The organism is Umezawaea endophytica (assembly GCF_025061645.1).
GTDB lineage: Bacteria > Actinomycetota > Actinomycetes > Mycobacteriales > Pseudonocardiaceae > Umezawaea > Umezawaea endophytica.
Window position 1 is genome coordinate 1 of the sequence record NZ_JANYMP010000032.1, and the last position, 23,263, is coordinate 23,263.

At 70.6% G+C, this 23,263-nt stretch carries 24 protein-coding genes and 1 tRNA gene; 14 read left to right on the forward strand and 11 right to left on the reverse strand.

The window, feature by feature from the left end; translation table 11 throughout:
* Positions 1-627: Scr1 family TA system antitoxin-like transcriptional regulator (locus NZH93_RS41590; protein WP_259628839.1), on the reverse strand; the 627-nt coding region annotated here is incomplete at its 3' end.
* Between the two features lie 76 nt (positions 628-703).
* Between NZH93_RS41590 and dnaN the strand changes: the two genes are divergently transcribed.
* On the forward strand, positions 704-1,810 hold the full coding sequence (gene dnaN, locus NZH93_RS41595) for a DNA polymerase III subunit beta (RefSeq protein WP_259628840.1): 1,107 nt from the start codon (positions 704-706) through the stop codon (positions 1,808-1,810).
* A gap of 407 nt (positions 1,811-2,217) precedes the next feature.
* Here dnaN and NZH93_RS41600 read toward each other — a convergent pair whose 3' ends face one another.
* Entirely contained in the window at positions 2,218-3,036 is an 819-nt protein-coding gene (locus tag NZH93_RS41600) for an MBL fold metallo-hydrolase (RefSeq protein ID WP_259628841.1), read from the reverse strand.
* Positions 3,033-3,884 carry an NUDIX hydrolase gene (locus tag NZH93_RS41605; protein ID WP_259628842.1) on the reverse strand — a complete coding sequence of 284 codons (852 nt, stop codon included), beginning with the start codon at positions 3,882-3,884 and terminating at the stop codon, positions 3,033-3,035. Before NZH93_RS41605 ends, NZH93_RS41600 begins: the two co-directional genes overlap by 4 nt.
* A 40-nt stretch (positions 3,885-3,924) precedes the next feature.
* On the opposite strand from NZH93_RS41605, the gene NZH93_RS41610 reads away from it, so the two are divergent.
* From NZH93_RS41610 to NZH93_RS41620, 3 genes are read left to right on the forward strand one after another with little or no spacing between them, the layout of a single operon-like run.
* On the forward strand, positions 3,925-4,296 hold the full coding sequence (locus tag NZH93_RS41610; protein WP_259628843.1) for a hypothetical protein: 372 nt from the start codon (positions 3,925-3,927) through the stop codon (positions 4,294-4,296).
* A 16-nt stretch (positions 4,297-4,312) separates the two neighbouring features.
* A complete protein-coding gene (locus tag NZH93_RS41615; RefSeq protein ID WP_259628844.1) occupies positions 4,313-5,203 on the forward strand; it encodes a Gfo/Idh/MocA family protein in 891 nt (296 codons plus the stop codon).
* A complete protein-coding gene (locus tag NZH93_RS41620; RefSeq protein ID WP_259628845.1) occupies positions 5,200-6,285 on the forward strand; it encodes a tetratricopeptide repeat protein in 1,086 nt (361 codons plus the stop codon). The genes NZH93_RS41615 and NZH93_RS41620 overlap by 4 nt, the downstream gene beginning before the upstream one ends.
* Before the next feature lie 518 nt (positions 6,286-6,803).
* Here NZH93_RS41620 and NZH93_RS41625 read toward each other — a convergent pair.
* From NZH93_RS41625 to sp36, 4 genes are read right to left on the reverse strand one after another with little or no spacing between them, the layout of a single operon-like run.
* The gene (locus tag NZH93_RS41625; RefSeq protein ID WP_259628846.1) at positions 6,804-8,039 is read right to left on the reverse strand and encodes a hypothetical protein; all 1,236 of its coding nucleotides are present in this window, start codon (positions 8,037-8,039) and stop codon (positions 6,804-6,806) included.
* A 35-nt stretch (positions 8,040-8,074) separates the two neighbouring features.
* The gene (locus NZH93_RS41630; protein ID WP_259628847.1) at positions 8,075-8,692 is read right to left on the reverse strand and encodes a hypothetical protein; all 618 of its coding nucleotides are present in this window, start codon (positions 8,690-8,692) and stop codon (positions 8,075-8,077) included.
* A 22-nt stretch (positions 8,693-8,714) separates the two neighbouring features.
* Positions 8,715-9,173, reverse strand: a complete 459-nt coding sequence (locus NZH93_RS41635) for a RidA family protein (RefSeq protein ID WP_259628848.1) — start codon at positions 9,171-9,173, stop codon at positions 8,715-8,717.
* Complete coding sequence (sp36, locus tag NZH93_RS41640) at positions 9,170-9,325, reverse strand: Sp36 family protein (RefSeq protein WP_259628849.1); 156 nt, start codon at positions 9,323-9,325, stop codon at positions 9,170-9,172. Before sp36 ends, NZH93_RS41635 begins: the two co-directional genes overlap by 4 nt.
* Before the next feature lie 74 nt (positions 9,326-9,399).
* Between sp36 and NZH93_RS41645 the strand changes: the two genes are divergently transcribed.
* From NZH93_RS41645 to bagB, 3 genes are read left to right on the forward strand one after another with little or no spacing between them, the layout of a single operon-like run.
* The gene (locus NZH93_RS41645; protein WP_259628850.1) at positions 9,400-9,651 is read left to right on the forward strand and encodes a hypothetical protein; all 252 of its coding nucleotides are present in this window, start codon (positions 9,400-9,402) and stop codon (positions 9,649-9,651) included.
* Positions 9,652-9,687: 36 nt separating this feature from the next.
* Complete coding sequence (bagA, locus tag NZH93_RS41650; RefSeq protein ID WP_259628851.1) at positions 9,688-10,692, forward strand: ATPase BagA; 1,005 nt, start codon at positions 9,688-9,690, stop codon at positions 10,690-10,692.
* Positions 10,689-11,816 carry an ATPase BagB gene (gene bagB / locus NZH93_RS41655; RefSeq protein ID WP_259628852.1) on the forward strand — a complete coding sequence of 376 codons (1,128 nt, stop codon included), beginning with the start codon at positions 10,689-10,691 and terminating at the stop codon, positions 11,814-11,816. Before bagA ends, bagB begins: the two co-directional genes overlap by 4 nt.
* A 33-nt stretch (positions 11,817-11,849) precedes the next feature.
* Here bagB and NZH93_RS41660 read toward each other — a convergent pair whose 3' ends face one another.
* Positions 11,850-12,152: a WhiB family transcriptional regulator gene (locus tag NZH93_RS41660; RefSeq protein ID WP_259628853.1), complete on the reverse strand. Its 303-nt coding sequence runs from the start codon at positions 12,150-12,152 to the stop codon at positions 11,850-11,852.
* Positions 12,153-12,403: 251 nt separating this feature from the next.
* Between NZH93_RS41660 and NZH93_RS41665 the strand changes: the two genes are divergently transcribed.
* Complete coding sequence (locus NZH93_RS41665) at positions 12,404-14,842, forward strand: transglycosylase domain-containing protein (RefSeq protein ID WP_259628854.1); 2,439 nt, start codon at positions 12,404-12,406, stop codon at positions 14,840-14,842.
* 60 nt (positions 14,843-14,902) lie between these two features.
* Here the strand turns inward: NZH93_RS41665 and NZH93_RS41670 are convergent, their stop codons facing one another.
* The gene (locus NZH93_RS41670) at positions 14,903-15,373 is read right to left on the reverse strand and encodes a GatB/YqeY domain-containing protein (RefSeq protein WP_259628855.1); all 471 of its coding nucleotides are present in this window, start codon (positions 15,371-15,373) and stop codon (positions 14,903-14,905) included.
* 65 nt (positions 15,374-15,438) lie between these two features.
* On the opposite strand from NZH93_RS41670, the gene NZH93_RS41675 reads away from it, so the two are divergent.
* Both NZH93_RS41675 and NZH93_RS41680 read left to right on the forward strand, forming a co-directional pair.
* Positions 15,439-16,401: a metallophosphoesterase gene (locus NZH93_RS41675; RefSeq protein WP_259628856.1), complete on the forward strand. Its 963-nt coding sequence runs from the start codon at positions 15,439-15,441 to the stop codon at positions 16,399-16,401.
* Between the two features lie 18 nt (positions 16,402-16,419).
* Positions 16,420-16,493 (forward strand) — tRNA-Pro (locus NZH93_RS41680).
* 110 nt (positions 16,494-16,603) lie between these two features.
* Here NZH93_RS41680 and NZH93_RS41685 read toward each other — a convergent pair.
* A complete protein-coding gene (locus NZH93_RS41685; RefSeq protein WP_259628857.1) occupies positions 16,604-17,212 on the reverse strand; it encodes a tyrosine-type recombinase/integrase in 609 nt (202 codons plus the stop codon).
* 289 nt (positions 17,213-17,501) lie between these two features.
* Here NZH93_RS41685 and NZH93_RS41690 point away from each other — a divergent pair, with 289 nt between their 5' ends.
* The 3 genes from NZH93_RS41690 to NZH93_RS41700 all read left to right on the forward strand — a co-directional run bounded on the left by NZH93_RS41690 (position 17,502) and on the right by NZH93_RS41700 (position 20,572).
* Entirely contained in the window at positions 17,502-18,506 is a 1,005-nt protein-coding gene (locus tag NZH93_RS41690; RefSeq protein WP_259628858.1) for a ParA family protein, read from the forward strand.
* Positions 18,507-19,297: 791 nt separating this feature from the next.
* Positions 19,298-19,561: a hypothetical protein gene (locus NZH93_RS41695; RefSeq protein WP_259628859.1), complete on the forward strand. Its 264-nt coding sequence runs from the start codon at positions 19,298-19,300 to the stop codon at positions 19,559-19,561.
* Between the two features lie 111 nt (positions 19,562-19,672).
* The gene (locus NZH93_RS41700) at positions 19,673-20,572 is read left to right on the forward strand and encodes a glycoside hydrolase family 16 protein (RefSeq protein WP_259628860.1); all 900 of its coding nucleotides are present in this window, start codon (positions 19,673-19,675) and stop codon (positions 20,570-20,572) included.
* Here the strand turns inward: NZH93_RS41700 and NZH93_RS41705 are convergent.
* Positions 20,569-21,360 carry an alpha/beta fold hydrolase gene (locus NZH93_RS41705; protein WP_259628861.1) on the reverse strand — a complete coding sequence of 264 codons (792 nt, stop codon included), beginning with the start codon at positions 21,358-21,360 and terminating at the stop codon, positions 20,569-20,571. The two genes, NZH93_RS41700 and NZH93_RS41705, sit on opposite strands and share 4 nt — an antisense overlap.
* A 63-nt stretch (positions 21,361-21,423) precedes the next feature.
* Between NZH93_RS41705 and NZH93_RS41710 the strand changes: the two genes are divergently transcribed.
* Positions 21,424-23,256, forward strand: a complete 1,833-nt coding sequence (locus NZH93_RS41710; protein WP_259628862.1) for a S9 family peptidase — start codon at positions 21,424-21,426, stop codon at positions 23,254-23,256.
* Positions 23,257-23,263 lie beyond the last annotated feature (7 nt).

Here is a 23,263-nt window from a genome sequence, read left to right on the forward strand (position 1 = left end):
GGCCAGGAACACGTCCAAACGCTCGAACACGCTGCGCGCAGCCCGCACCTCATCGGGTTCCTCGATGAACGTGGCCGCGTGCACGTGTTCGAGGTACACCACGGACGGCCCCTTGGCCATGTGGAACAGCGTGCACGGGTGGCCGATCCCCGGATAGGCGCCCTTCGCGAACGGGATCCGGCGGACCGTGATGCCCGGCTGGTCGCTCGGCATCGCGCCCTCGCTGGTGAAGACCGTGCACCTGCTCGGGTCCTTCACGTGCACCGTCGGCACCGCGTGCGGGCTGAGCACGTCCACCCGCTCCGCGGTCTGGCCGAGCAGCGTCAGCACGGACTCGGCCTCCGGCCCCCACTCGCACTCCGTGTACAGGTCGCGGGCCCGCACGGCCTCGCCGATCAGCACGTCCCGCAGCCTGCGCTCGATGCGCAGGGCGTGGAAGTACGCGTGCAGGTCCGGCATCCAGACCGGCGTGACGCCGTCCTCCAGGCGTTGGACGCGCGCTTCCACGATGTCCAGCCGCTTCGCCACGGCCTCGACGCTGAAGCCGGTCGCCTCCCGCAGGTCGCGGAGCTTGCCCCCCAGGACGCGGCCTCGCAGGGTCGGCATCGGCACCGGTTCGCTCTTCACCAGCCACACGCTAGTCGGACGGCCCCTGACCTCGCACGACAAAGAATTGTCGGACCCCGTCGCTAGCTTCACCCCCATGGACCTCACCGCCACGACAGCAGACCTCGCCGGAGCCGCCGCCGAGGTGGCCCGGCTCCTCCCGACGAGGGTGCACGACCCCGTGCTCGCGGGGTTGGCGCTGCGCACCACCGGGGCGGGAGAGGTCGAGCTGGCGGGCAGCGACCGTGAACGCGCGGTCCGCCTGGCGCGGTCCGCGACCGTGCACACCGAGGGCACCGTGCTGGTGCCCGCCAGACCGTTGGCGGACACCCTCCGCACACTCGACTCGCCGCAGGTCCGGCTCGTGGTCGAGGGGTCGCGGCTGGCCGTTCGCACGTCGAACGCGCGGTTCGCGCTGCCCCTGCTGGACGTCGGCCGCCACCCCGGCGTCCCGGCACTGCCGCCCCTGGCGGGCTTGGTGTCCGCGGCCTCCCTGGCCGCCGCCGTCCTGCCGGTCGCCGGGGCGGCGTCCCGCGACGACGCGCTGCCGGTGTTCACCGGGATCCGGGTGCACGCCGTTGGCGACCGGTTGGAACTGCTGGCGACCGACCGGTACCGGATGGCGTTCGCGACGCTGCCCTGGGAGTCGCGCGGCCCGCTGGACGTGCTGGCGCCCGCGTCGCTGTTGGCCGACGTGGTCCGGCAGCCCGCGCCCGGCGACCAGGTGTCGCTCCAGGCGGATCTCGACCGGCTCGGCCTGTCCTGGCCCGGCGGGTCGGTCAGCACGGCGCTGCTGGCCGCTCCCTTCCCCGACGATCGAGCACGGAAACTCCTGGAGGCGGTCATCGACAGCACGGTCCTGGTGGACGCGGACGCGTTGGCCGGAGCGGTCCGCAGAGCCACCCCGTACTCGGGTCCGCACGGGTCGGTGACCATCCAGGTCGACGACAGCGAACTGCGGGTCAAGGGGAGCGATCCGCAGAACGGGGAGTCCGAGGAGTCCGTCAAGGCGACCGTGGACGGGAACCGGCTGACGAAGACGTTCCAGGCTCGGTACCTGACGGATGCGTTGAAGGCTTTTACCGGGAAGAGGATCTCGTTGCGGATCCAGGACGGGTTGCGGTCGACGGTGTTGACGTCGCCTGCTGGGGAGGACGGGGTGGAGTTGACGTACCTGGTGGTGCCGTTGAGGACGGTGGTGTGAGGGGGGTTTGGGTGGGGGCGTTCGGTGGGGGCGTTCGGTGGGGGCGTTCGGTGGGGGCGTTCGGTGGGGGCGTTCGGTGGGGGCGTTCGGTGGGGGCGTTCGGTGGGGGCGTTCGGTGGGGGCGTTCGGTGGGGGCGTTCGGTGGGGGTGCCGTCACCCCGGTCGCGCAAGTGTTTCGATGCTTCACCCTGTTTTGTCAAGGCGGGAAAGATGCCTTGACAAAACAGGGTGAAGCATGAAGGCGCTTCGGATCGGGGTGGCCGGGGGGGTCTGGGCGTCGGCCAGGTTTGTTGGCCCCGTTGCGGAAGGTGGTGGGTCCGGGAGGGCGAGGGCTGTTGCCTTGCCGTTGTCTGCCCGATCTCGCTGTGGGCGTGCCCGGCCCGCACCGCTCGACGTGTCGCCGGTGGCTAGTTCTCCGTGCGCAGGTATTCGAGTTGGGCTTCCACGGACCACTCGGCCGCTGCCCACAGGGAGTGGTCCACGTCCGCGTAGACGACCTCGACCACCTGTCTCGCCGTTGGTGATCCGCCCAGTTCGTCGACCGCTGTCCTGACCTGGGCCAAGCGTTGTTCGCGGTGGGTCAGGTAGCGGCGGGCGGCTTCTGCCGCGTCGGGGAGTTCCGGGCCGTGGCCGGGGAGGGCGAGGGTGCCAGGGGGGAGGTCTGCCAGGCGGTGGAGGGAGTTCAGGTAGTCCGCGAGTTTGCCGTCCGGGTGGGCCACGACGGTGGTGCCCCTGCCCAGCACCGAGTCGCCGGTGAGGACCGCTTTGCCGGTCTCGTGGTCCAGCAGGAGGCACAGGGAGTCGGCGGTGTGGCCGGGGGTGGCCAGTACGCGGAGACGGAGGCCTGCGGCGGCGATGACGTCGTCGTCGTGCAGGGGGTCGGCGTTGTGGCAGAGGGCCGGGTTCACGGCTCTCGTGGGGGCGCCCACCAGTTCGGCGAAGCGGCGGGCGCCTTCCGCGTGGTCCGGGTGGCCGTGGGTGATCACGACGGTGGCGACCGGGCCGCACGCGGCGATCCTGGCCAGGTGGGCCTCGTCCAGCGGGCCGGGGTCGACGACGACGCAGGACACCGAGTCGGGGGCGCGCAGGAGCCAGGTGTTGGTGCCGTCGAGCGTCATGATCGACGGGTTGTCGGCGAGCATCACCGAGGCGACGGGCGTGACCTTGCGCAGGACGCCGTACGCCGGGTGCTGCGCGTGCTCACCGATCGCGGGAAACCGGCTCATCGTCGTCCCACCTCGTTGTCGGTTCCGGTCGGGTACTCCGGGTCGCCGGGGAGCACCACGTGCAGTGTGCCGCCTCGGCGCACGACCCTGGGGACGATCTTCTCCACCGTGCGGTCCGCGGCCATGACGGCGGCGGTGCTGTCGAACTCGTCGAGATCGGCCAGGGCCGCCCACGTGGGGGGCATCAGACCGCGCCTGCCTTCGCGCCAGTCGGCGATGGCGGAGGCGGGCGCCTGCCACAGCGCGTCGGACGCCTCGCTGGTCACGTCGTCCGCGCGCTGGCCGTCGGGCAGGACGGCGACGAAGAACCGGGTGTCGTAACGCCTCGGCTCCTCGATCGGCGTCACCCAGTGCGCCCACGGCCGCAGCAGGTCGGCGCGCAGCACCAGACCGGCATCGGCGAGGAACTGGGCCAGCGACACGTCGCGGTTCTCCAGCGCCTTGCGGGCGTCGGCGTACGGGCGGGTGTCGGCGACGACGCTGGTGGCGTCCGGTCCGGCCAGCAGCACGCCGGACTCCTCGAACGTCTCGCGGACGGCCGCGCAGACCAGCGCGGTGGCGAGCGCCGGGTCGCAGTCGAAGCACCGCCCCCACCAGGCCGGTTCGGGGCCGGTCCAGGCGATCGACGCGTCGGCGTCACGGCGGTCGACACCACCGCCGGGGAACACGGTCATGCCGCCCGCGAACGCCATGCCTGCCACGCGGCGCTGGAGGAACACCTCGGGTCCGGTCGTGGTGTCGCGGATCAGGACCACGGTCGCGGCGTCCCTCGGCACGGCCGGGGTCGCCGGTGGCTCGTCGGGCACCATTCCTTCGGGCAGCACCATGTCCGCGGGGAGTTCGCGCATGCCGCCGAGCCTACTTCCGGGCACCGGGCAGGATGGGCCGATGGTCTCCGACTCCCGCCCACTGGTCACCGGTTGCCTCGTCAAGATCCTGGTGATGATGCTCGGCGCGATCCTCGGCACGGTGCTGACCGTCGTCGCCGGGGTGGTGCTGTTCATCCCCGACCGCACGACCGTGCGCTCGACGCCCCAGTCGCCGCAGGGGCCGGGGGTGTTCGTCAAGGAGGTCGGCAGCATCGTCGGCTCCACCAGCTTCGAGGTGTGGATCGGTCCCGACGAGTCGCGCGGCACCGTCGTGCCGATCCCCCGCGGCTGGGGCGGCGATCCGGACGCCGTCTTCGAGAGCGGCGGGACGCGGCTGCGCTTCGACAACGGCGCCGAGATCTTCGTGCCGTCGACCGCGGGCGGGCGCTGAGGGGCAGGATGGGCGCGTGGACGAACAACTGCGCGTAGGACTCATCGGTGCGGGCCCGTGGGCGACGAACGTGCACGCGCCCGGCATCGCCGACCACCCCGGCACCCGGCTCGTGTCGGTGTGGGCGCGCAAACCGGAGGCCGCGGCGAAGCTGGCGGCCGTCCACGGCGCGGACGTGGCGTCCACTCCGGACGAGCTGCTGTCCACCGTGGACGCGGTGGCGTTCGCCGTGCCGCCGGAGGTGCAGTCCGAGATCGCCACCAGGGCCGCCGGGGCGGGCAAGCACGTCATCCTGGAGAAGCCGATCGCGGCGACCGTCGACGACGCGGAACGCCTGGTCGCCGCTGTCGAGCAGGCGGGGGTCGCGTCGCTGGTGCTGCTGACCCGCCGCTACGCCCCGGAGACCAAGGAGTTGCTGGCGCAGCTCCACCGCACCGGCGGGTGGACCGGCGCGGACGCGCAGTGGCTGTCCGGCGCGCTGGTGGAGGGCCCGTACTCCCGCTCGCCGTGGCGGCACGAGCGCGGCGCCCTGCACGACCTCGGCCCGCACGTGTTCGACCTGCTCGACGTCACGCTGGGCCGCATCACCGACGTGATCGCCGCGACCGTCTCCGCGGCGGGCGTGTGGCGGCTGATCTTCGCCCACGAGGGCGGCGCGACCAGCTCGGTCACGATGTCCATGAGCACCCCGCTGACCCCGTCGGTCGCCGAGCTGACCGTCTACGGCGAGCACGGCCACCGCAGGCTGTCCACCGGTGGCACGTCCGCGCAGGACTGCTACACGCTGCTGCTCGACGACTTCGTCGCCATGGTCCGCAGCGGCACCCGTGAACACCCGCTGGACGTCCGGCGTGGCCTGCACCTCCAGAAGGTCATCGCGTTGGCGGGTGAGAAGGCGGGCAGGTGAACGTCCACGCCTGCCACGTCGACCCGGAAACCCTGCACGAGGTTCCCGACCACCCCGCCGAGCTGGCGGCGTGGCTCGACCGGCAGGCCCCGGACGACCACCGGTCGTGGACCGCGGTCGGCCGAGCCGCCCGTCTCCTCCGGCGCTTGGACCGGGCGGAGGAGGCCGCGGGCCGGGCGCTGGCGCTCGAGCCCTCCACCGCCGCCCGCCTCCGCCACGCGCAGGTGCTCCAGTGGCAGGGCAGGTTCGGCGAGGCGAACGCCGAGTTCGACCGCTGCCTGCGCGAGCCGGGCGACCTCCGGCACCTCGTCCACCAGCACGCGGGCGCGTGCCGCTACGACGAGGGTCGCTGGGACTTGGCGCTGGCGCACTTCCGGGAGTCGCTGCGCCTGGGCGCGGACGCGGGCCTAGCCGTGGACGCGGCCGACGCCTGCCTCACCGCGGCCGAGGTCGCGGTGGAACTCCACTGCCTGGTCCCCGCCGTGCACCGCGCGGCGGGCCCCGTGGTGTCCGCCCGCGTCACCGACCGCCCACCCCACCTGGGCCTCCTCGCCGACCTGGCCAGTCTGCTGGCTCACGGCCCCGCGCCGCTCCAGGTCGTCCGCGACCTGCACCGCTACACACCTGACGTCGAAGTCCACCACGCGGACCTGGTCGAAGCGGGCTGGCTGGTCATCGCGGACGGCACCGTCACGGCCACCGCCCGCTGCCTCCCGGTCCTCCACCTGGTCAACGAGGTCCACGCGTCCACCGCGTCCGCCCTGTGGTCTGCTCCGACCACCGTCGTGGCCCGCCCGGACCACCCGATGACCGCCGCCGTCACCGGCACCACCCCGGCGGCCCGCCTGTTCGACCGCCTCCGCGCCCTCCGCCACCACCGCGCGGACGCCCACGCCACCGCCTGGCAGGCCGAAGGCCTCACCGCGGCCGAGGTGAGGGCACTGCCCGCCGACACACCGCTGCGCGTCCGCATCGAGGCGACAACGGACCGGATCGCCTCCAGGCCGTACCGCGAGATCAACACCGAAACACGCGCGAACTTGATCGACTCCCTGCGCGCGCTGCCGGAAACTTCAGGCTGAGCAGGCACATTCCCGACCCCATTACCTGGAACGAACGTGCCAAAATCCAGGAAAACGATCTTGTCGTACCCCACCGCTACGCTGGAATTGGGGGGACCCCCGACGCGCGCGCGAGGGATGGGCCCCCGAATTCCACGCTAGCTGGAAGGTCCGACAATTTCGGTCGCACGGTGGATGAAGTGATCTTCAGTGAAGTTGGGGAACACTTCGGATCATTCGCAGCCCGGCGAATCGAATGTTGCTCACATTAGTAAGGGCGGTTCGATACGCGAGTCGATGACTACGGTGAGTGATCGAGTGGTGGGTCTGCGAGGCACGAGTTCGACAGCGGGATCGAGCGCGAGCGGCCACGGAGAGTGATCGATCGGCCGGTGGAGAACGGTCGGGGGCCGGTTCGGCGCGAGGTGCCGAGGTGTCGCGTGAGGGCCCGCGTGGTCCAGAGGCGGCCGGGGGCAGCGGGGGTGGAACAGCGGAACGCCCGGCTCCTGGGGAGGAGCCGGGCGTTCCGGGGGTGGTGCTCAGGACTGGTAGGGCGGGTGGCCGTTGTTCTGCTGGGCGCCGTTGACCAGGTCGCCGTTGGTCTGCGAGGCCATCCACGCGGGCGGGTTGAACGAGCCCTGGGTGCCGGAGCGGTCGATCTGCCACTGGCCCGAGTCGGCGCCGCCCTGCGCGGGCGGGTCCTCGCGTTGGGCGAGTTCCTCGTGGAGCTGTTGCAGCAGCGCCCGTTCGCGTTCGCTCAGCTTCGCGTCGGCCGCCGGGGTGGCCTCCACGGAGACCGTCGCGCCCGGCGGGAGGCCGTTCGGGTCGGCCAGGGCGGCCTGGAGCGCCTTCAGGTCCTCCGGGCCCAGTTCCATCGTCACCTCGGCGTTGTGGAACACCGGGGGCGGGGTGGGTGGGCTCAGCGCGGGCGGCAGCGGTGGTTCCTCGTCCGCTTCGACGGCTTCGCGGACGACCCGCTTCACCGGCTTGGGCGGGAACGGCTGGGCGCCCTCGTAGGACTCGGCGCGGTTGCGTCTCGGGGAAGGGGTCTCTGAGCCGGTCTCGGGGATCTCCGGCACCGGTGTCGGCTCAACCACCGGTGCCTGGTCCCGTACGTCTTCGGGCCCGTCGAACCAGGCGCCGGACTCGTCGCGGTGGCCGCCGCCCGAGGACGAGGAGCTGAACTTCACCTCGCGGGCCGTGGTGACGGCCGCCGCGTGGTAGTCGCTGAGCTGGGTCGCGGGCCGCAGGACCTCGACGGCGGCGCTGAGGCCCGCCCTGCGGAGCGCCCGGTCGATCCGGTAGGCGGTCGCGGGGGCGTGGCCCTGCTGGCCGATGTCGACGAGCACGAGCCGTTGCGGCAGCGGGCCCGGTGAGGCGCCCGCGGGTGTGGAGCGCCAGACGCACATGACCGAGCGGATGTCGGGGAGGCTGGTGACGACCTTGGCCAGCGCGTCCGCGATGCCGTCGGCCGGGTCGGACTCGGCCGAGAAGCGGTGCCTCGGCACGGGGAGGGTGTCGACCGCGTTGAGCAGATCGGCGAGGGTGCGCGTCGAGTTGAGCTCGTCGAGCAGGGTGCTGATCTGGCCGCGTTCGGCGTCGGTGACCGCGATCCGGCCCGCGAGCAGGCAGCCCACGACCAGTTCCACGGCTCGATCCGGTTCCGCGACCGCCAAGAGCTCCCGAGCCTGGGACAGCGCGTCGTCATCGACGCGACCGGCCAGTGCCAACAGGAGATCGTGTAGACGGACGGGCAGTTCCACGTCGTTCGCCACGCCTGTTCTCCTTCCGGCCCGCCGATCGACGAGCGCTACACGGGCACCAGGTGCCCATCGACCTCGGCGCCGGTGCAGATCGGCTCCGATGCCGCCAACGCCGCCTGGTGGTAGGGCGGCAGTTCCATTCCGAGCGGCACGACCTCGACGCACGGGTCGTGTTCACCCAGTGCGCGGAGCACTCGCTGCACCTCACCCGTGAGCCGGGCGTGGCCGGTGGTGGCGGCGATCAGGACGATTCGCCTGGTCACCTGGTCCGCACCGCCCTGCCGCCAGGCGGTCCGGACTTCTCCGACCCCCTGGCGACCGCGCAGCGTGGCACCGAGCACCGCGGTCGCTGAATCCCCCATCGAAACACGATCGGGTGATTCTGCTGTGAAGGTGTAGCCGGATTCGGAGAGTTCGTCCACCCCTTCGACTGAACTCAGCATCGCCCGGTCGGCGCCGTTCGACAGCACAGCGTCAGCGAGGAGGTTCATCTCGAGGTCGGTCAGGCCGATCCTGTCGTGCAGCAAAGCACGCGGTAGAGCGCGTGCGAGGACCACCACGGCGTCCGTCGCGGCCCAATCGCGGAAGCGCCAGAGGATGTCGTCCGGCAGCCGTCCGGCCAACCGGAGCAGCAGTTCGTGGCACGCCCACTCGGTGTCCGACATCTCACATCACGCCCTTCACGACTCAGCGGACTTCGACGACCAGCTCTACCTCGACGGGCGCGCCGAGCGGCAGCTCGGCCACGCCCACGGCGGACCGGGCGTGGACGCCCGCGTCGCCGAAGACCTCGCCCAGCAGCTCGGACGTGCCGTTGACCACCGCGGGCTGGCCGGTGAAGCCTTCGGCGGACGCCACGAAACCGACGACCTTGACGATCCGCACGACGTTGTCGATGCCGACGAGGGCGTGCACGGCGGCGAGGGCGTTGAGGCCGCTCGTCCTGGCGTGCCGCTTGGCCTCTTCGGGGCTGACGTCGGCGCCGACCTTGCCGGTCGCCGCGAGGACGCCGTCGACGAACGGCAACTGGCCGGACGTGTAGACGTACGAGCCGGTGCGCACCGCTGGCACGTACGCCGCGAGCGGCGCGGCGACGGCGGGCAGCTCGATGCCCAGGTCGGCGAGCTTCTTCGACCAGGTCGTCATGCCTTCGGCCTCTTCAGGTAGGCGACGTGCTGCTCACCGGTCGGGTTCGGGATCACGGTGACCAGTTCCCAGCCGTCGGCACCCCACTGGTCCAGGATCGCCTTGGTGGCGTGGATCAGCAGCGGGACCGTGGCGTACTCCCACTTAGTCATGGCCGGGAGCCTAGCCGTCCGGCGGGCGGGTGAAGACCCTGCCCGGAACGGCTACGCGCAGCTACCTTGATCACATGGAAACGTGGCGCGCGGTAGCCACCGGGCTGTTCGTGCTCGGTGGGCTGGTGATGGTGCTCGTGGCCATGGCTCAGGTCCGCGACCGGAAGCGCACGAGCCACGCCGAGGTGGTGCGGGCCGGGGTGATCGGCTTGGCGGTGGTGGCCGTGGTCGCGACCGCCATCGCGTTCTGGGTGCCGTCGGTCGTCGCGTGGGCCGTGGTCGCGGCCACGGCGATGGCGGTGTTCTTCATCACGATGATGGACTGACCGACGCGGTGGAGCACGCGCGTTTAGGCTGACCAGGTGGCATCCTCCGCGACTGGTTGGACCCAGGAACTGACCCGAGCACGGCTGCACGTCGTCACCGGCAAGGGCGGTACCGGGAAGACGACGGCGGCCGCGGCGCTGGCGCTGGCGCTCGCGACCGGTGGTCGCCGGGTGCTGCTGGTGGAGGTCGAGGGGCGGCAGGGCATCGCCCAGCTCTTCGACCGGGCGCCGCTGCCGTACTCGGAGGAGCGCATCGCGTCGGCTCCCGGCGGTGGCGAGGTGCGGGCGCTCGCGGTCGACCCGGAGGCGGCGCTGCTGGAGTACCTGGACATGTTCTACAACCTGGGCTTCGCCGGTCGGACGCTGCGCAAGATGGGTGCGATCGAGTTCGCCACGACGCTGGCCCCCGGCCTGCGGGACGTGCTGCTGACGGGCAAGGTCAAGGAGTGCGTGCGGCGCACCGGCCCGTCCGGGCGGCACGAGTACGACGCCGTGGTGCTGGACGCCCCGCCGACGGGTCGGGTGGTGCAGTTCCTCGACGTCACGAAGGCGATGGCGGACCTGGCGAAGGTCGGTCCGATCAAGGGGCAGAGCGACGGGGTGGTGAAGCTGCTGCACTCCGGTGACACCGCCGTGCACCTGGTCACGCTGCTGGAGGAGATGCCCGTCCGGGAGACGCTGGACGCCGTGGCGGAGCTGGACGGCGCCGACCTGCGGCCGGGGGTCGTGCTGGTCAACCGGGTGCGCGAGCCCCGGCTGCCCGCCCGGTCCGTGGTCGCGGCGGCGGGGGGCCGGGTGGACGCGAGCCGCGTCCGCGCGGGGCTGGAGGCGGCCGGGCTGGACCTGGACGCCGAGACGATCGACGGGCTGGTCGAGGAGACGGTGGAGCACGCCATCAGGGTCACGATGGAGCTGGGCGCGAAGGAGAAGCTGGCGGAGTCGGACCTGCCGTCGCTCGAACTGCCCGACCTCACGGACGGTGTCGACCTGGCCGCGCTGTACGAGTTGGCCGAGCTGATGGTGGAGCGGGGTGTGCGGTGAGGCCACCGCTGCTGGACGTCGACGCGCTGATCGACGACCCGGAGACGCGCGTGCTGGTGTGCTGCGGCTCGGGCGGGGTGGGCAAGACGACGACGGCCGCCGCCATCGCGGTCCGGGCCGCTGAACGCGGGCGGCGCACGGTCGTGCTGACCATCGACCCCGCGCGACGGCTCGCGCAGTCGCTGGGCCTGCGGGAACTGGACAACAGCCCGCGCGAGGTGCGGACCGAGGGCTTCGAGCCCAAGGGCGAGCTGCACGCGATGATGCTGGACATGCGCCGCACGTTCGACGACATGGTGCTGGCGCACGCGGGCCGCGACCGGGCCGAGGCGATCCTGGCGAACCCCTTCTACCAGACCATCTCCACGTCGTTCTCCGGCACGCAGGAGTACATGGCGATGGAGAAGCTGGGCCAGCTCGTGGCGGACGACGAGTGGGACCTGATCGTCGTGGACACGCCGCCGAGCCGGTCCGCGCTGGACTTCCTGGACGCGCCGCAGCGGCTGTCGACCGTGCTGGACGGCAGGCTGATCCGGATGCTGTCCGCTCCGGCCCGTGCGGGTGGGCGGGGCATCCGGAAGATCGTCGGGGCCGGGTTCGGCCTGTTCACCAAGGCCGTGTCCACCATCGTCGGCGGGCAGCTCCTCCAGGACGCGTCGACGTTCGTGCAGGCGTTCGACAGCATGTTCGGCGGTTTCCGCCAGCGCGCGCAGAAGACCTACGAGCTGCTGCGCTCGCCCGGCACCGGTTTCCTCGTCATCGCGGCGGCCGAACCGGACGCGCTGCGGGAGGCCAGCTACTTCGTGGAGCGGCTCAGCGAGGAGAGGATGCCGCTGATCGGCCTCGTCGCCAACCGCACGCACCCCGTGCTGGCGACGCTGTCCGCCACCAGCGCGGACGCGGCGGCGGACGGCCTGGAACGCGCTGGTGACGCGCCCTTGGCCGCTGCCGTGCTCCGGCTGCACGCGGACCGCGTGGCCGTGGCCGACCGGGAGAAGCGCCTGATCGCGCGCTTCACGAAGGCGCACCCCGGTGTGGCCCTGGTCGGTGTGCCCGCGCTGCCGACCGACGTGCACGACCTGGACGGTCTGCACGAGATCGGGCGCAGGCTCGCCGGCGAGTGACCCCTTGCCCGCCGGCGTTCCCCCGGTGGGCGCTCAGCCCACCCTGACGTCCACGTCGACGTCGACGAAGTGCTCCTGACGCGCCGTGTCCAGCAGTTCGTGCCAGGACGTGACGTCCGGCCTCCGCCGCAACAACGCCCGCCGCTCACGCTCCGTCATGCCACCCCAGACACCGAACTCGATCCGGTTGTCGAGGGCTTCGGCCAGACATTCGGTCCTGACCGGGCAGCCGAGGCACACCAATTTCGCCTTGCGCTGCTCCGCGCCTCGGACGAAGAGCTGGTCCGGCTCTTCCTCTCGGCACGACGCATTGATTCGCCAATCCCCCTGGTCCATAACCCCCACCTCGTTTGAGCTGTCCAAACTCCGAAATCCGCCACACCCCTGCCGCGGATGCCGTAGGGTCACCACGTGAGCGGTGGACCGTCGGCGCCTTACTTGGACGTTGACGAACTCTAGGTGCTTCCGGTTCCACCTCCAACCCTGGGTAACGCACCTGTTATCTGTCTTGAGTACGTCTACTCATCCTGTGTAATCAGTGTTGCGGGTCACTCTCACCCGTTCAGGTGCCGCGTACGCTGGCCGCCGTGCGAGTCAGGAACGGCCTGCTGAAGCTGCTCGGCCTGTGTCTGCTTGCCGGTGTCCTCCTCGCCGGCACGCTGTTCCCAGCCGTGGGCGCACTCGGTGTCGTGTCCAACCGAGCCAGCGATACGGTCGACAGCATTTCCGCGGACCTGGTCACCACCGATCCACCGTTGATCACCACGGTGACGGACAAGGACGGGGCGCCGATCGCGTACCTGTACGACCAGTACCGGGTGCTGACACCACCGGACAAGATCTCGCCGACCATGAAGGCCGCGCTGATCTCGGTCGAGGACCGCCGCTTCTACGAGCACCAGGGCGTCGACTGGAAGGGCACGCTGCGCGCGGCCGTGACGAACCAGGTCGGCGGCAGCGTCTCGCAGGGCGCCTCCACGCTGACCCAGCAGTACGTGAAGAACTACCTCGTGCACGTCGTCGCGCGGAACAACAAGGTCGAGCAGCAGAAGGCCCAGGAGCAGACGATCGCGCGGAAGGCGCGTGAGGCGCGGATCTCCATCCAGTTGGAGCGCAAGCTCGGCAAGGACGAGATCCTGGCCCGCTACCTGAACGTGGTGCCGTTCGGCTCGACCATCTACGGCATCGCCGCCGCGTCCCAGGCGTACTTCAACACGACGCCGGACAAGCTGACCGTGCCGCAGGCCGCCGTGCTCGCGGGCATGGTGAACAGCCCGTCGGCCCTCGACCCCGAGGTGTTCCCGGACAAGGCGCTGGAACGCCGCAACAAGGTCATCGACAAGATGGTCGAGAACGACAAGCTGACCCGCGACGCGGGCGAGGCGTCGAAGAAGGAACCGCTCGGTCTGGCGGTGCCGGTCCGCACCCCGCCGAACGGGTGCGTCGGCGCGGGCCCGGAGAACGGCTTCTTCTGCTCGTACGTGATCAACTACCTCCAGAAGAACGGGTTCAGCGAGGAGCAGCTCAAGTCCGGCGGCTACACCATCAGGACCACCCTGGACCGCGCCATCACCGAGCAGGCGAAGCAGGCCGCCGAGGCGCAGGTGCCGAAGGACACCGACGGCATCGCCAACGCGATGGCGATCGTGCGGCCGGGCGCCGAGAAGCACCAGGTGGTCGCGCTCGTCGCGAACCGCGACTACGGCCTGAAGGCCGAGGCGAACCAGACCCAGTTCGACCTGCCGAGCGGCGTGGAGAACAAGTTCGGCGCCGGGTCGATCTACAAGACGTTCACCGCCGCGGCGGCGCTGGAGAAGGGCATGGGGATCGAGAACACGATCGCCACCCCCGGATCGCACACGTCGAGGGTCTTCAAGGGCGGCGGCGACAAGTGCCCGTCCACCGGCGAGCCGGACACCCGCTGGTACTGCTTGAAGAACGCGTCCGCGTCGTACCCGGCGCAGATGTCGTTGCAGACCGCGCTCCAGACGTCCCCGAACACCGGGTTCGTCATCCTGGAGGAGCAGCTCGGCATGGACTCCGTGGTCGACATGGCGTCGCGGCTGGGGATGCGCGAGACGATGGCGACGAACATCGCGGGCGTCCGGCCGGACTCCAAGGCCAAGCAGCAGGAGCTGCGCGTCTCGCAGGCCGAGTTCTACAAGGGCAACGGCGGCAACGCCTCCTTCACGCTCGGGCCTGCGCCGGTGAGCACGCTGGAACTGGCGAACGTCGCGGCCACGATCATCAGCGGCGGCAAGTGGTGCCCGCCGACGCCGCTGATGGAGGTGCTGGACCGCAACGGGAAGCCCGTCCCGGTCAACGAGCAGCCGTGCGAGCAGGTCGTCGCGGAACCGCTGGCGAACACGCTCGCGACGGGCATGAGCAAGGACGACCAGGGCATCGGCACGGCGGCGGACGCGGCGAACCGGTTCAAGTGGAAGCGCCCGATGATGGGCAAGACCGGGACGACCGAGGACTACAAGTCGGCGGCGTTCATCGGCGCGACGCCCGACTACGCCGCGTCCGTGCAGACGTTCAACGACGGCATCGAGCCGCGCGGCATCTGCCTGGGCGCCAGGCCCCGGCTGTGCGGGGGCGGCGACATCTTCGGCGGTTCCCTCCCCGCGCGCACCTGGTTCGACACCATGACCCGCGTCCTCGGCGACTCCCCGGCGCTGCCGCTGCCGCCGACGGACGAGCGGTACCTCAAGGGCGGCAGCGAGATCCGCATCCCGGACGTCGTCGGCCGCAACGTCAACGACGCCACCAGGACGCTGGAGCAGGCCGGGTACAAGGTCAGCACGCAGGACCGGAACTCCGAGCAGTCCAAGGGCACCGTGGTGAGCCAGACCCCTCGCGGCAACGCGCTGAAGGGCGCCACGATCGTCCTGTTCATCAGCTCCGGCTACGTGCCGCCGCCGCAGACCAGCGAGTCACCGGCGCCGGGCCAGGGCGAGCCCGCTCCGGGAGGGGTCACGCCCCCGCCGGGCGGGGTCACACCCCCGGTCGAACCGGGCGGCTGAGCGAGCCACGACGACGAACGCCCCCGACCGCCGTGGCGACCGGGGGCGTTCGCGCGCACGTCAGCCCGCGAGCTTCGCCTTCACGGCGCCCGCGACGCGACCACCGTCGGCGCGGCCCGCGACCTTGGCGTTGACGGCCTTCATGACCTGGCCCATCTGGCGCTGGCCGGGCTGCTCGCCGAGCTGCGCGGCGACCTCGGCGACCGCCGCGTCGACCAGCGCCACCAGCTCGGTGTCGTCGAGCTGCGCGGGCAGGTAGCCCTCCAGGACGACGCCCTCGGACTTCTCCAGCTCCGCCTGCTCGGCGCGGCCCGCGCCCGCGAAGGCCTCGGCGGCCTCCTTGCGCTTCTTCACCTCGCGGGTGATGACCTTCAGCACCTCGTCGTCAGTGAGCTCGCGCGCGCTCTTGCCCGACACCTCTTCATTGGTGATCGCGCTCAACGTCATGCGCAGGGCCCCGACCCTGACCGTCTCCCGGCCCTTGATCGCCGCGGTGAGGTCGTTCTGCAACCGTGTCTTCAGCTCCGCCATGAGGTCGAACGGTACCGGGAACAGCCGATTACTCCTCATCGGTCAACGCCCGTAGGCTCGTTCGCGTGAACACGTTCGGCCGCGCACTGCTCGCCACGACCGCCGTTGGCACCGCCACCCTCGCCTACGCGGCGGGGATCGAGAGACGTCACTGGACACTCCGCCAGGCCACCGTGCCGGTGCTCGCCCCCGGCTCGTCGCCACTGCGGGTGCTGCACATCTCGGACCTGCACATGCTGCCCGGCCAGAAGTCCAAGCAGCGCTGGGTGGCCGCGCTGGACGAGCTGGAACCCGACCTCGTGGTGAACACCGGCGACAACCTCGCGCACATGCAGGCCGTGCCCGCCGTCGTGCGCGCGCTCGGCCCGCTGCTGGCCCGTCCGGGCGTGTTCGTGTTCGGCAGCAACGACTACTTCGCGCCCCGCCCGAAGAACCCCGTCCGCTACCTGCTGCCGTCGGCGAAGACGAAGCGCGTGCACGGCATCAACCTGCCCTGGCGCGACCTCAGGGCCGCCATGGTGGAGCGCGGGTGGTTGGACCTCACCCACGTGCGCCGCACGTTCCAGGTGGCCGGTCAGACCGTGTTCGCGGCCGGTCTGGACGACCCGCACCTCAAGCGCGACCGCTACGAGGACATCGCGGGCCCCGCCGACGAGAACGCGGCGCTCCGCCTGGGCGTCACGCACTCCCCGGAACCCCGCGTCCTGGACCCGTTCGCGGCCGACGGCTACGACTTCGTCATGGCGGGCCACACCCACGGCGGCCAGCTCCGCGTCCCCGGTTACGGCGCGCTCGTCACGAACTGCGACCTGGACCGCGCCCGCGCCCGCGGCGTCTCCCGCTGGGGCGCCCACATGTGGCTCAACGTCTCCGCCGGCCTGGGCACCTCCCCGTACGCCCCGGTGCGCTTCGCCTGCCCACCGGAGGCCAGCCTCCTCACCCTCGTCCCCCGCACCGTCGACGCAGGTCAAGGGGCATCTGGATCACTTAGTGGCACCCGATTCGGAGTAGGCGGGAACGTCCGGTAGAGTTCACCTCGTTCGAACCGGGGTGTGGCGCAGTTTGGTAGCGTGCTTCGTTCGGGACGAAGAGGTCGCAGGTTCAAATCCTGTCACCCCGACGGTTGAACACACAGGCCAGGAACCTTTCACGGGTTCCTGGCCTGTTCTCGTGTCGACTACTTTTGGCCCGCAGTCAGCGGAAAGTCAGCAAACGCGCTGACACGAGCTGTCAGGCCGGATCGCCATCGTCCCCATCGAGCGCCTTCAGGATGCGCTCGTGATCGACCGTGCGGCGCGTGTAGAGCTGCAACGTGGTCGAGGCGTTCTCGTGCCCGAGGACCCGCTGAGCCATGTTGATCGGCACGCCGTCATCCACGAGCCACGTCGCGTACGAGTGCCGGAGGTCGTGGAACGTGATGCCCTCGGCACCGAACCGGGCGACGTGGCTGACCACTTGGCGGTAGGTGTCGAAGCGCTGGACGTGCTTCCTGCCGTCGTTGTCGACCCACCGCCCCTCAAACCAGTCGTCGTCAAAGACGATCTCCCCGAGCAGTTCCGCGCGGACGAGGGACGGCTTCCAGATCCGCCCGCGGAACGAGGTTCGCCGCAGCGGTGTCCCCGCCTCGTTGGTGAAGATCAGCCCATCGGAGTTCGGCGGGTACTTCTCGATGTGCTCCCGCAGGATCGGCACCAGCCACGAGGGCAACGGAATCTCCTGCCGACCGGCCCGGCTCTTGGGAAACGGCTTGAACGAGGTCCGGCCGGACACCTCGATGATCGTCCGCACCACCCGCACGACGCGCTTGTCCAGGTCGACGGCGTCCGTGCAGTTCCCCACCGTCTCGCCCCACCGCTACCCAGTACCGGCAGCCATCGCGACCACGCCGCGGTAGCGGTCCGGCACGGACGGGAGCAGCCGAGACCGGAGCACGTCCCGTGAGATCACGACCTCGTCCGTGTCCTGAACGCGACGACCGGGTAGCCCCCTTGACCCGCGCGGTTGGGGCGGGGCCAGGTCGACGAGATGGCGCGAGGCCCCTCAGTTCGAGGCAGATGCGCGGGGTCGCCTAGACACGCAGCTCACCAGAACTATTGTTCTGTGCCGACCTCTGCAAACATCTCACGTCATGAAGACGATCTCGTTCTTTAACCATAAGGGCGGCGTGGGCAAGACCACGATGCTGTTCAACGCCGCGATTGAGATGGGACGTCTCGGGAAGCGCGTCCTGATGGTCGACCTTGATGCCCAGGCCAACCTCAGTGCCATCTCCCTGCCTGACGAGAAGCTGACCGAGCTGTACGCGCCCGAGGCCGATGCCCTCACTGTGGCCCACGCCTTCGCTCCCCTAGTGAGCGGCTCTGGCGATGTCGAAGCCCCTGAGGCCATCGAGGTCCGTCCGGGCAGCGTCTGGCTAACTGCTGGTGACATCAAGCTGTCGGACTTCGAAGGCATCATGCCCAACGCCTGGACGGAGGCCCTCGCTGGTCAGGAGCGTGGTTTCCGTGTGACCAGCGCCCCCTTCCGGATGATCCACGATCTAGGCAAAATCCTGGAAGCCGACTTCGCTTTTGTGGACTTGGGGCCCAACGTCGGAGCGCTCAACCGAGCAGTGCTCTTGGGTAGCGACTACCTGATCGTGCCCATGGCCTCCGACCTCTTCTCCCTGCGCGCGCTCCCGAGCGTGGGTGGCAGCCTCACGACCTGGGTCAGGCAGTGGAAAACTGCTCAGTCCCTTGCGCCCAAGCTGACCTTTGAACTTCCCCGCGGCTTGCCCAAGGTCTTGGGCTACGTCTCGCAGCAGTTCAACGTGTACCGAGGCGAAGCAACGATGGCCTTCTCTCAGTGGATCGACATGATGCCTGAGCAGATGAAGGTAGGGCTGCTGGACCCGTTGGCGGAGCACTCCGATGGAGCAGGCGCGACTCTCGCCGATCCCGCACAGTCGGACGGGCCGAAGGTAGGTGACCTGAAGAACTTCCACAGCCTGGTGCCCTACGCCCAGACGATGAGGAAGGCGATCTTCGAACTGGTGGCGGACGAGGTCGTGCGAGGTGGACAGGTCACGCGAGCGCGAGCAAGTGAAGAGCAGTTCAAGGCACTTTGCAACAACATCATCGAACGGGCCGTCTAGCTCCGCCAGAGTCAGCGGGAAGTCAGCGAACACGCCGACACCAGGCCCGATTGCCCTGCACTCGCCAGCATAAAACGCGATGTCAGAGGTACTGCTCGGTCTAGGATGACCAGGGGCGGCAACGTTCGGGACGAAGAGGTCGCAGGTTCAAATCCTGTCACCCCGACGGTTGAACACACAGGCCAGGAACCTTTCACGGGTTCCTGGCCTGTTCTCGTGTGGGCCTTCGCGGGCCGGTGGGCGTGGGTGGGACTCGATCACGTTGCCCGCGTCGGCCGATGATCGATAAGCGCCGAAACGCGATGATGTTTATCGGGATTCGAATGCGAAGATTCCACGCGATAAGGCAATACACCGTCGCTGTGACACAGGTCGCCTATCACTGTTAACGCGGCGCGGACCAGTCGGTCACGCGAAACACGAGTCCCGTTTCTCACGTTCGGCCCCTCGGTCCCACCGATCGGGTGGACCTCCGGCCCACAAGCCCGCGGGTCGTCCTCAGAGGACTCCCCACCTCCCGTTCCAGGCTCTGACCAGGCCGAAGACCTCCCCCGAGCGGTACGCACCGGACCCCCTCCGATGACCGCGCAGGACTGTTCGGCGCGGAGTGCGATTCAGGTTTGGTGTTCGCTCATAAGGGGTACGACCACGCCCTAGGCCGAAACTCATCACCGTTCGCACAATCGGGTGAATAAGCCGTTTAGACCTGACTTAGCGTAACAACATTCGTGGCTGTTCCGACTACGAGACGTAGCGTCCACACCAGACGCCGTTCACGTCGGGAGAAACCCATGAGCATCATCTCCTCGGTCAGCCATGCCCGAAAAACGTGGTTGGCCACTGCTACGACGACCGTGATGATCGTCACCCTCTCCAGCATCGTCGGAGTGCTGACCACGCCGCTGTTCGCGTTCCTCACGGCCGCGGCCTGCACGTTGGTCGCCGCCGCCGGGGTCGCGCTGAGGCGGGCCGCGCGGACGATGGACACGATCTTCACCGAAGAGCTGGACGACCCGCGGCAGCGGCAGCCGACGCGGTTGAAGAGGGCCAAGTAGCCGATCTTCGCCGCGGAGCACCTGGTCGGGTCGCGGTCGCCGTTGACACGGAGGCGTCGGAGCGCTTCTCTGCGTAACCGGTGAAGCTCCGCGACGAGAGGCTCTACTCGGATGACGCGCACGGCGGCCGCCCTCGTGGCGGTCTTGGTGGCCACGACCGCGTGCTCAGGCCCAGCGCCTGCCGACGACTGGCAGGTCGTCTGGCGGGAGGACTTCACCGGCGCCGAGGGCTCACCACCCTCCGGTGACTGGATCGTCGACACCGGCACCGCCTACCCCGGCGGTGCACCCCACTGGGGCACGGGTGAGATCCAGACGCACACGGCCGACCCGTCGAACGTCGCGCTGGACGGTCGGGGCAACCTGGTGATCACGCCCCGCCGGGACGCCGCGGGAGCCTGGACGTCCGGTCGGGTCGAGACGAAGCGCTCCGACTTCAAGGCCCCCGAGGGTGGCGCGCTGCGCATCGAGGGCCGCGTGCGGATGCCCGAAGGCACGGGTGACGCCGCCCTGGGCTACTGGTCCGCGTTCTGGGCGCTCGGCGCGCCCCACCGCGGCGACTACTGGAACTGGCCCGAGGTCGGCGAGGTCGACGTCATGGAGAACGTCAACGGCGTCGACCAGGTGTGGGGCGCCCTGCACTGCGGCGTCGAGGTCGGCGGGCCGTGCGACGAGCCGGACGGCCTCGGCGGCAGCGCCCCGTGCCCCGGCTCGCCGTGCCTGGGCGAGTTCCACACCTACGCGTTCGAGTGGGACCGCGGCACCACCCCGAACGAGCTGCGCTGGTACGTCGACGGGCAGCGGTACCACTCGGTCGACGAGGCGCGGGTCGGCGCGGGCCCGTGGGCGGCGATGACCTCGCACGCGGGCTACTTCGTCCTGCTCAACGTCTCCATCGGCGGCGGTTTCCCGAACGGCGTCGCGCGCCGCGACACCCCGACCGCCGCCACCACACCGGACCGGCCCATGGTCGTCGACCACGTGTCGGTGTCGACCAGGGCCCGCCGCTAACCGAGCACGCGATCGGCGAGGGCTTCGACGACGGCGGCGACGTCCGCGGGGTGCTTGAGGTCGGCGCCGTGGTCGCGGCCTGCCATGACCACGCGCTCGGCGCCCGGCACGACGGCGGCCAGGGCGTCGAGCCGTTCGGCCAGGTGGGCGGGGCTGCGGTCGCCGCCGAGCAGGACGGTCGGCACGGTGATGCGGGCGTAGGTGTCGAGGCGCACGCCCAGTGCGTCCAGCGCGGCCAGCGAGTTGAGCTGGCCGGGCACCAGGCGGCGGTACTTCGGGACCGCCGCGACGGCCGCGCCCGCGAGGGTGGCCTGCCACGGCTTGAGGCCGACGGTGTGGCGGAAGAAGAGGGCCATGGCCCGGCCGGGCCTGCCCGCGGCCAACGCGGCCTGGGCCCGTGCCAGCACCTCGCCGCCCAGGGGCGGGCCGAGGAGCACCGGGGCCTCGAAGACGACCGCGCCGAGGAACGAGCCGGGCGAGGCGGCCAGTGCCTCCAGCGCGACCACGCCGCCGTCGGAGTGGCCGTAGAGGACGACGGGGCCGCCGACCGAGCGGACGACGGCCAGGACGTCGTCGACCTCGTCGGCGACCGTGCACGGCAGCGTGTCCAGGTCGTGGCGGTACTGCCTGCGGTGGAGCCGGACCACCCGGAACCGGCGGGCGAGGAGCGCGGCCAGCTCGCGGTCGCGGGTGCCGTCGTCCAGGCCGGGGTGCAGCAGCACGACCACCGGGCCCGAGCCCTCGTCGAGCACGCGGACGTCGGTGCCGTCGGTGGCGGTGATCGTCATGTGGGCCTCCCGAGGCGGCAGGCTAGTGCCCGGATGTCGGACCCTTGAGGCAGGATCGGGGTCGTGACGACTCATCCCGCTGCCGTGGTTCCGAATCCGCTGTTCACCGACCCCGAGGCCGAGTCGAGGTGGCGCGCCCGCTTCTCCGCGCCGCGCATGTCGGCCCCCTCCTGGGCGGAGAACGCGCCCGAACGGAACCTGTACCTGTCGAACGCGGGCGGGGTGTGGGAGGTCTACGCCTGGGACCGGTCGGACGACTTCCACCGGAAGGTGACGGACCGGCCGAACGGCACGTCGCACTACCGGATCAGCCCGGACGGCGAGTCGATCTGGTGGTTCGCCGACGAGGACGGCGACGAGTTCGGGTTGTGGGTGAGCGAGCCGTTCACCGCGGACGGCCGGGACGCGTGGACGGCCGTCGAGGGCGTGCCCGCGGGGTACTCGGCGGGCCTGGAGATCGGTGAGGACGTGACCGCCGTCGGCGTGTCCACCGACGACGGCACGTCGGTGTGGCTGTCGCGCAAGGGCGGCGCGGCGGAGGTCGTGTACTCGCACGAGAACGACGGCGGGCTGGACGCGCTGTCGAAGGACGAGACGCTGCTGGTGCTCTCGCACTCCGAGCACGGCGACAGCAGGCACCCCGCGCTGCGGGTCCTGTCGGTGGAGACCGGTGCCGCCGTCGCGGAGAAGTGGGACGGCGAGGGCAAGGGCCTCGGCACGATCGCGTTCAGCCCTGTCCTGGGCGACAACCGGGTGCTGGTGCTGCACGAGCGCCGGAGCCGCGAGGAGCTGCTGCTCTGGGACGTGGAGGCGGACACCGAGTCCGAGATCGTGATCGACCTGCCGGGCGAGATCGTCGCGGACTGGTACCCGGACGCGACGGCGCTGCTCGTCGTGCACACGTTCGAGGCGCGCAACACGCTGTACCGCTACCACCTGATGACCGGGGAGCTGTCCAGGTTGGACACTCCACACGGGACGGTCGGGGCGGCGGCCGTCCGTCCGGACGGGACCGTCGAGTACTCGTGGTCGTCTGCGGCGCACCCGTCGGTGATCCGCGCGCTGTCGGCGGACGGCTCGGAGCGGGTGCTGCTGGAGGCCGAGGGGGCGAAGGCACCCGGCTCGCAGGACGTGGCTGACGTGTTCGTGGACGGTCCCGGCGGCCGGGTGCACGCGCTCGTCGCCCGGCCCGCCGGTGCGCCGGACGGGCCGCTGCCGACGGTGTTCAGCCTGCACGGCGGCCCGCAGTCGGCGGACGAGGACCGGTTCTCCGGGTACCGCGCGGTGTGGCTGGACGCGGGCTTCGCGGTCGTGCACGTCAACTACCGGGGCTCGACCGGGTACGGGTCGACGTGGCGGGACGCGATCGAGGGCAGGCCGGGTCTGACCGAGCTGGCGGACGTCGCCGCGGTGCACGACTGGGCGGTCGAGACGGGGTTCGCCGACCCGGCGAAGTGCGTGGTCAACGGCGCGTCGTGGGGCGGTTACCTGAGCCTGCTGGCGCTCGGCACGCAGCCGGAGCGCTGGGCCGTCGGCACGTCGATGATCCCGGTGGCCGACTACCTGGCCGCGTACGAGGACGAGATGGAGCCGCTGCGGGCGTTCGACCGGGCGCTGTTCGGCGGGTCGCCGGAGGAGCTGCCGGAGCTGTACCGCGAGTGCTCGCCGCTGACGTACGTGGACGCGGTGCGCGCGCCCGTGCTGGTGCTGGCGGGTGAGAACGACCCGCGGTGCCCGATCCGGCAGATCGACAACTACCTGGACCGGCTGGCCGAGCGCGGCGCGGAGTACGAGGTGTACCGCTGGAACGCGGGCCACGGGTCGCTGGTGATCGAGGAGTCGCTCAAGCAGACGGCGGCCGAGGTTTCCTTCGCGCTCCGACACCTCCCGAGCTAGCCTGGTC

Excerpts from the sequence above, each read along its gene's own strand:
- dnaN (WP_259628840.1), top strand. The coding sequence starts at position 704 with ATGGACCTCACCGCCACGACAGCAGACCTCGCCGGAGCCGCCGCCGAG.
- NZH93_RS41600 (WP_259628841.1), bottom strand. The coding sequence starts at position 3,036 with ATGAGCCGGTTTCCCGCGATCGGTGAGCACGCGCAGCACCCGGCGTAC.
- NZH93_RS41605 (WP_259628842.1), bottom strand. The coding sequence starts at position 3,884 with ATGCGCGAACTCCCCGCGGACATGGTGCTGCCCGAAGGAATGGTGCCC.
- NZH93_RS41610 (WP_259628843.1), top strand. The coding sequence starts at position 3,925 with ATGGTCTCCGACTCCCGCCCACTGGTCACCGGTTGCCTCGTCAAGATC.
- NZH93_RS41630 (WP_259628847.1), bottom strand. The coding sequence starts at position 8,692 with ATGTCGGACACCGAGTGGGCGTGCCACGAACTGCTGCTCCGGTTGGCC.
- NZH93_RS41635 (WP_259628848.1), bottom strand. The coding sequence starts at position 9,173 with ATGACGACCTGGTCGAAGAAGCTCGCCGACCTGGGCATCGAGCTGCCC.
- sp36 (WP_259628849.1), bottom strand. The coding sequence starts at position 9,325 with ATGACTAAGTGGGAGTACGCCACGGTCCCGCTGCTGATCCACGCCACC.
- NZH93_RS41645 (WP_259628850.1), top strand. The coding sequence starts at position 9,400 with ATGGAAACGTGGCGCGCGGTAGCCACCGGGCTGTTCGTGCTCGGTGGG.
- NZH93_RS41660 (WP_259628853.1), bottom strand. The coding sequence starts at position 12,152 with ATGGACCAGGGGGATTGGCGAATCAATGCGTCGTGCCGAGAGGAAGAG.
- NZH93_RS41670 (WP_259628855.1), bottom strand. The coding sequence starts at position 15,373 with ATGGCGGAGCTGAAGACACGGTTGCAGAACGACCTCACCGCGGCGATC.
- NZH93_RS41690 (WP_259628858.1), top strand. The coding sequence starts at position 17,502 with ATGAAGACGATCTCGTTCTTTAACCATAAGGGCGGCGTGGGCAAGACC.
- NZH93_RS41695 (WP_259628859.1), top strand. The coding sequence starts at position 19,298 with ATGAGCATCATCTCCTCGGTCAGCCATGCCCGAAAAACGTGGTTGGCC.
- NZH93_RS41700 (WP_259628860.1), top strand. The coding sequence starts at position 19,673 with ATGACGCGCACGGCGGCCGCCCTCGTGGCGGTCTTGGTGGCCACGACC.
- NZH93_RS41705 (WP_259628861.1), bottom strand. The coding sequence starts at position 21,360 with ATGACGATCACCGCCACCGACGGCACCGACGTCCGCGTGCTCGACGAG.